The sequence below is a fragment of the Mesorhizobium sp. M0062 genome (assembly GCF_040323125.1).
Lineage (GTDB): Bacteria > Pseudomonadota > Alphaproteobacteria > Rhizobiales > Rhizobiaceae > Mesorhizobium.
The window spans coordinates 1-12179 of sequence record NZ_JAMYUO010000004.1 but is presented as its reverse complement, the minus strand read 5'-3'; the positions used below and the strand labels follow the sequence as shown (position 1 = coordinate 12179).

The 12179-nt window shown below is 63.2% G+C and carries 11 protein-coding genes; 7 read left to right on the top strand and 4 right to left on the bottom strand.

Annotated features, from left to right (window positions below):
• Positions 1 to 44 precede the first annotated feature (44 nt).
• Together NKJ64_RS06130 and NKJ64_RS06125 are read right to left on the bottom strand one after the other, a co-directional pair.
• A complete protein-coding gene (locus NKJ64_RS06130) occupies positions 45 to 215 on the bottom strand; it encodes a hypothetical protein (protein WP_023670062.1) in 171 nt (56 codons plus the stop codon).
• A 31-nt stretch (positions 216 to 246) separates the two neighbouring features.
• Positions 247 to 579 carry a hypothetical protein gene (locus NKJ64_RS06125; protein ID WP_023670061.1) on the bottom strand — a complete coding sequence of 111 codons (333 nt, stop codon included), beginning with the start codon at positions 577 to 579 and terminating at the stop codon, positions 247 to 249.
• Positions 580 to 909: 330 nt separating this feature from the next.
• Here NKJ64_RS06125 and NKJ64_RS06120 point away from each other — a divergent pair, with 330 nt between their 5' ends.
• Positions 910 to 1371, top strand: coding sequence for a L,D-transpeptidase (locus NKJ64_RS06120; protein ID WP_023683946.1), 462 nt, complete (start codon positions 910 to 912; stop codon positions 1369 to 1371).
• A gap of 164 nt (positions 1372 to 1535) precedes the next feature.
• Here NKJ64_RS06120 and NKJ64_RS06115 read toward each other — a convergent pair whose 3' ends face one another.
• Both NKJ64_RS06115 and NKJ64_RS06110 read right to left on the bottom strand, forming a co-directional pair.
• The gene (locus NKJ64_RS06115) at positions 1536 to 4619 is read right to left on the bottom strand and encodes an efflux RND transporter permease subunit (RefSeq protein ID WP_023696405.1); all 3084 of its coding nucleotides are present in this window, start codon (positions 4617 to 4619) and stop codon (positions 1536 to 1538) included.
• Complete coding sequence (locus NKJ64_RS06110; protein ID WP_023670058.1) at positions 4616 to 5920, bottom strand: efflux RND transporter periplasmic adaptor subunit; 1305 nt, start codon at positions 5918 to 5920, stop codon at positions 4616 to 4618. The genes NKJ64_RS06115 and NKJ64_RS06110 overlap by 4 nt, the downstream gene beginning before the upstream one ends.
• A 149-nt stretch (positions 5921 to 6069) precedes the next feature.
• Between NKJ64_RS06110 and NKJ64_RS06105 the strand changes: the two genes are divergently transcribed.
• The 6 genes from NKJ64_RS06105 to NKJ64_RS06080 form a co-directional block, all read left to right on the top strand.
• Positions 6070 to 6606: a TetR/AcrR family transcriptional regulator gene (locus NKJ64_RS06105; protein ID WP_023670057.1), complete on the top strand. Its 537-nt coding sequence runs from the start codon at positions 6070 to 6072 to the stop codon at positions 6604 to 6606.
• A gap of 332 nt (positions 6607 to 6938) precedes the next feature.
• Positions 6939 to 7727, top strand: a complete 789-nt coding sequence (locus tag NKJ64_RS06100; RefSeq protein WP_023828390.1) for a 3-hydroxybutyrate dehydrogenase — start codon at positions 6939 to 6941, stop codon at positions 7725 to 7727.
• Between the two features lie 140 nt (positions 7728 to 7867).
• Positions 7868 to 8686, top strand: coding sequence for a chromate resistance protein ChrB domain-containing protein (locus NKJ64_RS06095; RefSeq protein WP_023828391.1), 819 nt, complete (start codon positions 7868 to 7870; stop codon positions 8684 to 8686).
• Positions 8683 to 10074, top strand: a complete 1392-nt coding sequence (chrA, locus tag NKJ64_RS06090; protein ID WP_352462161.1) for a chromate efflux transporter — start codon at positions 8683 to 8685, stop codon at positions 10072 to 10074. Before NKJ64_RS06095 ends, chrA begins: the two co-directional genes overlap by 4 nt.
• Before the next feature lie 237 nt (positions 10075 to 10311).
• Complete coding sequence (locus NKJ64_RS06085) at positions 10312 to 11298, top strand: methyltransferase (RefSeq protein WP_352462160.1); 987 nt, start codon at positions 10312 to 10314, stop codon at positions 11296 to 11298.
• Between the two features lie 379 nt (positions 11299 to 11677).
• On the top strand, positions 11678 to 12179 hold a 502-nt coding region (locus NKJ64_RS06080), incomplete at its 3' end, for a pilus assembly protein TadG-related protein (protein WP_352462158.1).

The window sequence follows — 12179 nt, the reverse complement described above, 5'->3', positions numbered from 1 at the left end:
CTCGCCCAAAAAAGCTGCGCAATCTTGGGCGCCATGCATAGGCGTCAGCGCACCACCAGAAGCGATGGTCCCGACGGCAATTCGCTGGCGACTACGATTTCGCTGGCGGCATGCGCGCGGTCCTTCAGGAGAACCGTGGCGAGACCGGCAAAGCCGAGCAGGCCTTGTGCATAGAGCAGTACCGAAAGCACGGAGGCTGCAGATTTCGTCTTCATCGGTTGTCCCAAAATCAGAACCGCGGGTGCTTCAGGATAAACCCGAAGTGCCCGCGTCGCCCACGGAGCCCCCCGTTGCGACGCGGGCCTTCGGTCCTCTCGGCAGCAAGTTGCCGGAGGGGCCGCGCATCCACTTCAACCCGAGGCCGACCCGCCAGAGGGCCCTGAGACGGTTGATGCGCAGACTGGAGACAATCCAGACCAAGGCTATGAACAGCGCGGCATGCAGCGTCGAAATCTCACCCGAATTCATCACCGCCAGTTTCGTCATCGGGGTGCCGGCTACTGTGCCGATGCCGCCGACGACAAATGCGGCGATGCTTATCCTGAAGAGCCAGGACAGGGTTGTCGATTTGATGCTCATTTTTCGTTGGCGCCGGCTGTTCTCGTTGGGATGACTGTGCCGTGAGCCTGTAACCAGATCATGCCGCCCAGGCCGCGCTTTGTTGCAAGTCGGTTTCGAGCGATGCCAATCTTCTTTCATATAAGGACATCAGCACTTTCGTTTGGGGGGCGGTGCGTGATCGGGAGTGCGCAGCGAAGACGGGAGCACGCTCCTTGTCCACCTTGCTTGTTAACCAGAGGAAACAGATTCGAAACACAAACGAGCCTCAGCGAAGTCAGTCTGAAACATGGCGCGGGGATAAGGCGGCCACCGAATTGACGCCGGCAGGACCGGCAAAGAGGAGCCATCATGTACAAAGCCATTTCCGCCAAACTCATCAACGTCACCGCCGCAGCCGGCGGCGCCGCGCTTCTGCTTGGCACCGCCAACAGCACCGCCCATGCCGCGGCAAACCAGATCGTGGCGCGTGTTTCGCTGTCGCAGCAGACCATGGAAGTGCTGGTCGATGGCCGGCCGACTTTCGCCTGGAAGGTCTCGACCGGCGACAGTGCGCATGTCACGCCGACCGGCTCGTTCAAGCCGACCCGCATGCACGAGATGTGGCATTCGAAGAAATACGACAACGCGCCGATGCCGCATTCGGTCTTCTTCAGCGGCGGCTACGCCGTGCATGCGACCAACGCCATCAAGCGGCTGGGACGGCCGGCGTCGCATGGCTGCGTGCGGCTGCATCCCGACAATGCCGCCGACTTCTACCAGTTGGTCGAAACCTTCGGCCCGACCAACACCAGCATCGTCATCGTCAAGTAGCAGACTGCGTTTGGAGCGATGGTGCAGCGCAGCCGGCCAGGTCATGCCGCACCGCAAGTTCCCGCCTGAAGCTCCATCAGAGCTTCGCGGTAAATCAATCCAGTCAAAAAAGAGGCCGGAAATTTCCGGCCTCTTTTCGTTTGTTCGCTAACGCCGTTCGCAGCTCAGTCCGCGTGCACCGGCATCAGCTTCGGGTCTGGCTTTTCGGCGTGGTGCGGCAGGTCCTTGCTGGCGATGAAGGTGTAGAACATCGGCACCACGAACAGGGTGAACATGGTTCCGACCAGGATGCCGGTGAAGATCACGAGGCCCATCGAATAGCGCGCCGCCGCACCAGCACCACTGGACACGATCAGCGGCACGACGCCGAGCGCCATCGCCGCTGTCGTCATCAGGATCGGCCGCAAGCGCACCTTGGCCGAGGCGACGATCGCATCGCGCCGCCTCATGCCATGCAGCTCGCGCTGCTGGTTGGCGAACTCGACCAGAAGAATGCCATGCTTGGTGATCAGACCTATCAGTGTGATCAGGCCGACCTGCGTGTAGATATTGAGCGTTCCAAGCCCCAGATTGAGCGGCACGATGGCGCCAAAGATCGACAGTGGCACCGCCATCATGATGATCAGCGGGTCGCGGAAGCTTTCGAACTGCGCCGCCAGCACCAGATAGATGACGATTACGGCGGCTGCGAACGCGATAAGGATCGTGTTGCCCTGCTCCTTCTCCTGCCGGGACTGGCCGGAATAATCGATGAAGAAGGTATCGGGCAGGCTCTCCTTGGCAAGGTTCTCCAGGGTCTGCAGCCCGTCGCCCGTGGTGACGCCGGGAAGCGGCAGCGCTGATATCGTCGCCGAGTTCAGCTGGTTGAACTGCTCGATCGCGGCCGGCGCGGCGTTGGTCGAAATCTTCACCACCGCTGAAAGCGGCACCATTTCGCCGGTCACGCTACGCACGAAATATTCGCCGAGCTTCTCGGGATTGTCGCGGAATTCCTTCGGCACCTGCGGGATGATGTCGTAGCTGTTGGAGTCGCGGTCGAACTGAGCCACTTCGGCGCCGCCGACCAGCAGCGTCAGCGTCTGGCCGATGTCGGCGATCGGCAGGTTGAGAGCCGCCGCGCGGTCGCGGTCGATGGTCACCGTCACCTGCGGAGCGTCAAAGGACATCGAGTTTTGCACGACGATGAAGCGGCCGGAGGCCTGCGCCTTGTTCTTAATCTGCTCGGCCGCCTCGTAGACCTCGGCGGAACCACCGGTCGAGCGCACCACCATGGAGATCGGCAGGCCGCCGCCGGAGCCCGGCAGCGTCGGCGGCGCGAAGACGAAGGCCTCGACGCCGGCCACCTTGCCGAGGCGTCCCTGGATATCGGCTTGAAGCTCCTTTGAGTTGCGCTGGCGCTCGGCCCAATCCTTGAAGGCGAAGCCGACAAAGGCGCCGTTGGTGGCGCCGCCAAAGGCAACGGCGGAGAATTGCGCCCTGGTTTCGGGAATGTCCTTCACCAGGCCGAGGATCTGGTTGACGTAGGTCTCGGTGTAGTCCGAGGTCGCGTAGCGCGGTGCCGTCACGATAGACAAGAGGAAGCCCTGGTCCTCTTCCGGCGCCAGTTCGCTCGAGGTCTTGGTGAACATGAAGCCGGTGAGCGCAACCAGCGCCACGACCATCAGCAGCGTCACCGGTCGATTTCTCAAGGAGGCGGTGACCGCCCGCTCATAGACATGCTCGACACGGCTGAAGGTTCCGTCGACGACGCGCTGGAAGCGACTGTGCGATCCCGCCTTGAGCAGACGCGCCGCCATCATCGGCGTGATGGTGACGGCTATGAGGCCGGACAGCACCACCGAACCGGCGAGCGTCACCGCGAACTCGCGGAACAGCGCGCCGGTCAGGCCGCCGGTGAAGGCCAGCGGCGCGAACACGGCGGCGAGCGTGATGGTCATGGCCACGATGGCGGAGAAAATCTCGCGCATGCCGTTGAAGGCCGCCTGCATCGGCGACATGTGGTCCTCCTCCATGTGGCGATGAATGTTCTCCACCACCACGATAGCGTCGTCGACGACAAGGCCGATGGCCAGCACCATGGCCAGCAGCGACAGAAGGTTGATCGAATAGCCGACCGCAAACAAAAGAAAGCAGACGCCGACCAGCGACAGCGGGATGGTCACGATCGGCATCATCACCGAGCGGAATGAGCCGAGGAACAACAGGATGACCACGACGACGATGGCGACGGCTTCGGCGATGGTCTTGAACACTTCATCGATCGAGGCGCTGATCTGTTCGGTGGAATCGTAGACGATTTCGATGGTCATGCCTTTCGGCAGCGTCTCTTGAATCAAAGGCACGATCTTGTGGATCGCCTCCGCCGTTGTCAGCGGGTTGGCGGCCGGCGTCGGGAAGATGGCGAGGAAGGTGCCGGGCTTGCCATTGAAGCTCACCCTCGTGTCGGTGCTCTCGGCGGCAAGCTCGACTCGCGCCACGTCGCGCAAGCGCACCACCTGGCCGTCCGTCGAGCGCAGCGGAAGCTCGGCAAAGGCCTCAGGCGTCTGCAGCGTCGAGCGAACCGTGATCGAGGAGACGACATATTCGTTCTCGGTGTTGCCGGGCGCCGACAGGAAGTTGGAGTTGTTGATCGCCGCCAGCACTTCGGCGGCGGTGACGCCACGCGCAGCAAGCTTGACCGGGTCGATCCAGACCCGCATCGAATATTCCTCGGCGCCGAAGATCTGCACGTCGGCGACACCTTCGACCGTCGACATGCGAGGCCGCACGACGCGCTCGATATATTCGGTGAGCTGCTCCTTGCTCATGTTCGGATTCTGCATCGAGATGTACATCATCGCGAACTCTTGGCCGGTGCCCTTGACGATGACCGGGTCCTTGGATGCATCCGGCAAGGTGCCGCGTACGCCCTGCACCTTCGACAGGACCTCGGTGAGCGCGACATCCGGATTGGAGCCGAGCTTCATCTGGACGACCACAGTGCTCGAAGACGGCCGGCTGGACGAGGTGACGTAGTCGATGTTCTCGGTCGAGGCGACGGCCCGCGCGATCGGGGCGGAGATAAAGCCCTGGATCAGGTCGGCGCTGGCGCCGGGATAGGCGGTGGTGATGGTGATCGCCGTCTCGTCAACCTTGGGATACTGCCGGATCGACAGGTTGAAGATGCCCTGGAAACCCAGGAGCAGGATCATGCAGGCGAGGACGGTGGAGAGGACCGGCCGGCGAATGAAGATGTCGGAAAAGTTCATTGCTGAGCCTGCTGGTTAGCCGACTTGCTGGGGTCAATGGTGTTGTCGACAGCGACGGACATGCCGTTGAAGAGACGGTTCTGACCGGCGGTGACGACCTCGTCACCGGCCTTGATGCCCTCGATGATCTCGACCATGCCGTCGTTGCGGCGGCCGGGCTTCACGAACACCTGCGACAGCACGAGCGCCGGCTTTTCCGGTTCTGCCGCGGGCTTCGCGGGGTCGACAGCCGGCTTGTCCGCGGGCTTCGCCGCGGCGTCTTCGGCAGCCGGTTTCGCGTCTGCCGGCTTTGCATCTGCCGCCGGCTTTGCTGCGTCGGCCCCCGCGGCAGGCTTTTCCTCGGGTTTCGCGGCTGGGGCGCCTTCCGCCGGCTTCGCCGGAACGACGACGAAGACGAAGTCGCCATAGAGGCTCGACGTCAATGCCGTCTGCGGCAAGGACAGAATGTTTTTCTCCTGCGGCAGCTCGACGCGAACCTGGACGAACTGGCCGGGCGTCAGCTTGCCGTCAGGGTTGGCGACCTCGCCGCGGACGGACACCAGGCGGCTTGAAGCGTCGATCTTGGGATCGATGCCGCGAATGGAGCCGGCAAACGGCATGTCGGCGCCGCCGCCGGTGCCGCCGAGGCCGAGCCGCACCGCCTGGCCTATCTTGAGCAGCGGCAGCTGCTGTTCGGGTACCGAGAAATCGACCCGCATGGTGTCCAGATCCTGCAAGGTCACCACTGCGTTGCCGGGCGAGAGATATTGGCCGAGGTCGATCTTGGGGATGCCCACGGTGCCGGCGAACGGCGCCGTCAGCTGCTTCTGATCGAGCACGGCCTGCAGCTTGTTGACCTGCGCGGCGGAGGCCGATGCAGCGGCTTGAGCGGTGTCGAGCGTGGCATCCGTTCCGACGCCGCGCCGCTGCAGCTCCAGCGCGCGTTCGAGCGCCGTCTTGTCGGACACGGACTGCGCCTTGGCCGCGACCAGATCCGCGCGTTCGACGGCATCGTCGAGCTGCAGCAGGACCGAATCGACCGGCACCTTCTGGTTGGCATGGAAAAGGATGTCCTTGACGATGCCGCTGGTCTCGACGGTAAGGTCGACACCGCGCACGGCGCGTACCGTGCCGATCGCCTCGACGCCCGGCGTCCAGTCGGAAGGCTTGACGACAACCGTCGATACGGTCGTCGCCGGCGGCTTCATGGTGGCGAAATACTGTTTGATAGCGTTGTCGCGGAACAGGTTGAAGCCGACAACGCCGACGCACACCAGAGCGAGCAGAAGCAGAATTGCGGTGATAGAGATGAAGCGCTTCACGAACTGTCCCCTCGGCCGATGTCCGGCAAAATAGCCGAATAGCGGGACACTTATCGACGCCAGGTCCCGATTACAAATGACGGCGAACTTACTGTACCGTCTGGACGGTCTTGTCAATTCCGCCTAGGCTGGTGTGGGGGAAGGGATCGATGAAGACCCAAAGGGCAAATTCGCGCGACAAGATACTCGCCGCCGCCGCCGATGTCGCACGCGAGACCGGTCCCGGCAGCCTGTCGCTTGACGCCGTCGCCAGCCGCGCCGGCGTGTCGAAAGGCGGCCTGTTATATAACTTTCCGACCAAGGCCAAACTGATGCAGGGCCTGGTGGAGAATTACCTGCGCGCGTTCGAGCTGGCGCTGGAATCGGGCCGTGTCGCCGGCGCCAGCGGCGAGAGCCTGCTCGCCACCTATATCCGGCTCTCGGCGGATGATTGCGAGGAGCCGAAGCCGACGGCTTCGTGGATATTCTCGGCGATCGCCGAGGATCCGGATTTCCTGACGCCGATAAAAGCCTTCAAGTCGCAGCTGCTGCAGCGGCTGAAGAGCGAGACGCCGGACCTGAAGACGCTGCTGGTCTGCTTTCTGGCCATCGAAGGGCTGCGCAGCATGAACCTCTTCGATTCCGACGTGCTGTCCGCCGACGAACGCCACTTGCTGGTATCGGCCCTGCTGGAGATTGCAGGATAGCTCAGGGCGTCGCGTCGAAGAAGCGATACGGGCCGGGCGGAAAGGACGGTTGGTGAGCGGCATGGCATAGGCACGCATCACGACATCGGCGATTTCAAGCTACAGCCCCCCTGATTCGTTGGATGATGGTTCAGGAATGACTGCGCGAATGCGCGGCCGACTATGTTGCGCCGCACCATAACACTGCCGTGTCAGCCTTGAGGCGGCGCTCGGCGAGGCCGGCAAAGCGCGTTTTAGGGCTGTGATGGCGCCGACATATGGTTATGGCATTGTCATGTTGCGGCGCACAAACTATGTGCCTTTGTAGTCCTCCTAACAGTCGCGAGATCTCCATGGGTTCCCTTTCTTCGAAGAATGCGCTCGTCACCGGATCGACCAGCGGCATTGGCCTGGCCATTGCCCGCGCCCTTGCCGCCGAGGGCGCCAACGTCACGATCAACGGCCTTGGCGAAGCCGCGGCGATCGAACAGGAGCGCGCCGGCATCGAGAAGGATTTCGGCGTCCAGTGCCGCTACTCCGGCGCCAACATGATGGACGGCGCAGCGGTGACCGCCATGCTGCGCGAAGCCGAGCAGGCCTTGGGCAGCCTCGACATTCTGGTCAACAATGCCGGGATACAGCATGTCGCGCCAATCGAGGAGTTTCCCGACGACAAGTGGGAAGCCATCATCCGCATCAATCTGCTTGCCGCCTTTTACGCGATCAAGGCCGTGGTGCCCGGCATGAAGGCGCGCAAATGGGGCCGCATCATAAACACCGCGTCGGCGCATGCACTGGTCGCCTCGCCGTTCAAGTCGGCTTACGTCTCGGCCAAGCACGGCATAGCGGGTCTGACCAAGACGGTAGCGCTGGAAGTCGCGCAGGACGGCATCACCGTCAACGCCATCGCGCCCGGCTATGTCTGGACGCCACTGGTCGAAAAACAGATCCCCGACACGATGAAGGCGCGCGGCATGACCGAGGAACAGGTCAAGCACGACGTGCTGCTGGCAGCGCAGCCGACGAAGCAATTCGTCACCGTCGAGGAGCTCGCCGCGCTGACTCTGTTCCTGTGCTCTGACGCAGCCAGACAGATCACCGGCACCACCTTGCCGATGGATGGCGGCTGGACGGCGCAGTAGGCGCGGTCCCCCGGCGCCGCTCTTTCCTTGACAAATACGAAGGATCAATCCAGCATTGTGGCAAGGGGTTCCTTCGCGACGACCCCGTGAGGCGTCGGCCCAATGATCGCGTCCAAACTCTCACTCTGGAGGTGGACGCCATGCCGTCAACAACCGCAATCACCGTAGCGCAGCTTTCCCGCCTTGTCGGTCTGTCCGACGCGCCTGTTCTTGTCGATGTCCGCATCGACGAAGACTACGACGTCGATCCGCGGCTGCTTCCGGCCTCGTGCCGGCGCGACTTCAAGTCTGTTTCGAGCTGGGCGGCCGAGTTCACGGGGGCTCATGCTGTCGTCATCTGCCAGAAGGGGCTGAAGCTCTCGCAAGGCGTTGCCGCATGGCTGCGCCATGAGGGCATTGCTGCCGAATCTCTTGAAGGCGGCTTCGAGGCGTGGCAGGCGGCCAAGGGACTTCTGGTCGAGGCCGACAAGATACCGCCCCGCGACGACAAGGGCCGCACGGTCTGGGTGACGCGTGCCCGCCCCAAGGTCGACCGCATTGCCTGTCCCTGGCTGATCCGCCGCTTCGTCGATCCCTCGGCGGTGTTCCTGTTTGTCGAGCCGTCTGAAGTGCTGGCGGCCGCCGATCGGTTTGGGGCGGTTGCCTTCGACATCGACGACGTGTTCTGGAGCCATCGCGGCGAGCGCTGCACCTTCGACACGATGATCGAAGAGTTCGGGTTGCGGTCCGAAGCGCTCGATCGCCTTGCGCTGATCGTGCGTGCAGCCGATACGGCGCGCCTAGATCTCGTACCGCAGGCGGCCGGGTTCCTCGCTGCATCGCTCGGGCTGTCGCGCAAGTTCCGCGACGATCTCGAACAGCTTGATGCCGGCATGCTGCTCTACGATGCGTTCTTCAGATGGTGCCGCGATGCCACTGACGAAACCCACAATTGGCCCAGCGCGGGCAAAGCGCCATGAGGGCCCTCGCCGCGGACGACGATGCACAGGCTACCGAGGCTCCGATCGTCCCGACCTTCCGCCAAGCCGCGAAACTGTGGGCAAGGATCGGCCTGCTCTCCTTCGGCGGGCCGGCCGGACAGATCGCGCTGATGCACAAGGAATTGGTCGAGGATCGCCGCTGGATCGGCGAGCAGCGGTTCCTGCATGCGCTCAACTACTGCATGCTTCTGCCAGGCCCCGAGGCACAGCAACTCGCCATCTATATCGGCTGGCTGCTGCACCGGACCGCCGGCGGCCTCGTTGCCGGCATCCTGTTCGTGCTGCCCGGTGCGTTCGTCATGCTGGGCCTCAGCATCTTCTACGTGCTCTACAATGATGCGCCCGTCATCGAGGCGCTGTTTTTCGGCATCAAGGCGGCGGTGCTGGCCGTCGTCGTCGAGGCGGTCCTCCGCATCGGCAAACGGGCGCTCAAGAACCGGGTGATGATGGCGATCGCGGTGGCCGCGTTCCTTGCCATTTATGTCATAAGGCTGCCGTTTCCGCTGATCATCCTGGTTGCAGGGCTGACCGGCTGGATCGGCAACCGCTTGGTACCGGCGCGTTTTTCCGGAGCCGCACGTGGCAAGGACAATTTGCCCGATGTCAGGGGCGCCGTCGACGTCATGTTCGAACGCGGCGAACTCGCTCACACCAAGCCGACGAAATGGCACGCGCCGCGCACCATCGCGATCTGGCTGCCGATCTGGCTCGGGCCGGTCGTACTGATCCTGGCGCTGACCGGCCCTGCCAGTGTTTGGGCACAGCTTGGCGGCTTCTTCAGCCTGATGGCGGTGGTCACATTCGGCGGCGCCTACGCCGCACTCTCCTATGTCGCGCAGGCAGCGGTGACCTCGTTCGGCTGGCTGGCGCCGGGTGAAATGGTCGATGGGCTTGGCCTGGCCGAGACGACGCCGGGACCATTGATCCTGGTGCTGCAATTCGTCGGCTTCGTCGCCGCCTATCGTCACGCCGGTGCGATGGGACCGCTTGTGGCCGGATCGCTCGGCGCATTGCTGACGCTCTGGGTGACGTTCGTGCCGTGCTTCTTCTGGATCTTTCTCGGTGCCCCCTACATCGAGGCGCTGCGCGGCAACAAGGCACTGTCGGCGGCGCTGAGTGCGATCACAGCGGCTGTCGTCGGCGTGGTGATGAACCTTGCGCTGTGGTTCGCACTGCATGTCGTCTTCGGCGCGGTGCACCGCGTTCGCCTGGGCATGGAGGTGCCGGTGCTGTCGTCGCTGGATTGGCGTGCCGCGCTGCTGGCGGCAGCCGCTATGGTCGCCATGCTGAAACTGAGGATCGGCATGCTGCCGACATTGGCCGGCTCGGCGCTGGCCGGACTGGCGCTGCTGGCCTTGCCTGCGTAGCGTCCGAAGGCGCGACCAGCCATTATCACAGCCGGATTTTTGAGGTATGCCGGGCCGGCGCACAACGGTCGCGGGCGCTGGTAGGATCAGCGCTGGCCCCGGAGATACCCTTTATGTCGAACCCGATACCGCCAAGCTGAACCTGCTCGACGCGGAGAGCGGCGCGCTGGCGAACTGATTTGACGAGGTTGGCCGAGCTGTTCAAAGTCGATCCTGGATCGCACAACGGGATATGACATGGTGGATTCCGATCGGATCGACAAGCTGATCACAGGGGTGCCCCCCGCCTTGGCGCTTCGTGCCGGGCTGGACCTTGGCATCTTCACCTGGCTCGGCGGCGATGCTGCGACTGCCGACAGCCTTGGGGCAGCGCTCAAAGTCGAGCCCGCTCGTCTGTCGCGGCTCCTGTACGCGCTCGCCAGCATCGGTCTCCTCGACGTCGAGGATGGTCAGTTTCGCAACGGAGCCGAAGCGTCGGAGTTTCTCGACGCGTCCAAGCCGACCTATCGCGGCGGCGATCATGTGCTGCTGCGCGAACTCTGGGGAGCCGACCTTTTGACCGCAGAGTCGCTGCGGCAGAACCGGCCGGCCGCGCTGCATGACTTTTCTGAAGCGGGGCCAGAATCCGCAGCGGCCTTCAGCCGCATGCTCGCACCGGGAGGGGTGATTTTCGGCCGGAATCTGGCCCGTGAGCTGGACCTCTCGGCGGTCCGTTCGGTGATCGACATCGGCGGCGGCGCCGGGACCATTCTGGTCGGACTTCGCGAGCGATGGCCGCATATTGCGGCGACGTTGATGGAACTCCCGACGGTCGCAGCGGTCGCACCAGCGATCCTGTCGGAATACGGTGCCGGCGATATGGTTGTCGAAGAAGGCGACATAACGGTCGCGCCATCGACCGGCCTGCATGACTTGGCGATCCTGAAGGCCGTCGTCCAGGTCCTGCCGCCGGACCAGGCGCGCAGTTCGATCCTGAACGCGGCGCGTTGCCTCACACAGGGAGGCGAGATCGCAATTGCGGGGTGGGGTGTCGTCGACGACGACCGCCTCGGCCCGCCAGAGGGTGTCTTTCTCAATCTCACCTTCCTGAACCTTTACCGCGCAGGCGAATCGTACACGGAAGGTCAGTATCGCGGGTGGATGGCCGAAGCTGGGTTCCGGGATATTTCCAGGTCGCAGCTGACCGACGGCACCACGTTCTTTCGTGGGCGCCTCACGGACTGAACGTGGCTGGAGTGGTTGGTTTCGGGCGTGTGTGGCCCTCAGAGCCAGCCCCGGACGGATTGCACAAAGTTCCTGAGGCGGCGTGAGCCGATCTTTCCCCTTACCGGCAGCGCGGTGTCCCCTGTCTTCTCGATAGCTTCTTCGCAGAGGGGGCATTTAAATGTCACTTGGTCGACAACAAAGTTCGCGATAGCGGCATATTTCGCATTCGTCGATTGGGGCGGAACCTCCGACAGGATGTTGCGCGGTCGCTGCAACTTGCGCCTAGCTAGCCCGTTCGACTACGTCGAATCGGAATGGAGTTTTTAGACATTCGTTTATCTATTCGTGGTTTCTAATACATATGGCATCCAACGCGTTCACCCGGATTTGGTTTGCTTTGAGCCGCCTAAGGCGCGCCACGAACGGTAACGTTGCCGTCATCGTTGCCTTCACCTTGCCGGTCGTGGTTGGCGGCGCCGGCCTCGGTGTGGAGACATCCTTTTGGTATTACAGCAGCCTCAAGCTGCAGGCCGTTGCCGATGCCGCGGCCTATGCCGGCGCGCTCGAGAAAGTCGCGGGTTCCGATAACCCGACCATCATCGCCGCCGCCACGCAGTCCGCGACCTCGAACAATTTTGCCACGCCGGGCACGATCCAGGTCAACACGCCGCCATTGTCCGGCCCGAACACCGCGAAGAAGGCAGTGGAGGTCATCGTCAAGCAGAACCTCGACCGCTACTTCACGGCGATTTTCAACCAGGCGCCCGTTGCCGAACAGGCAAGGGCGGTGGCGCTGATCAATGACGCCTCCAAAGCTTGCGTGCTGGCGCTCAGTCCGTCGGCCTCCCAGGCTGCGCTCTTTTCCGGCAACACCACCGTCAACCTCACCGGCTGTTCGG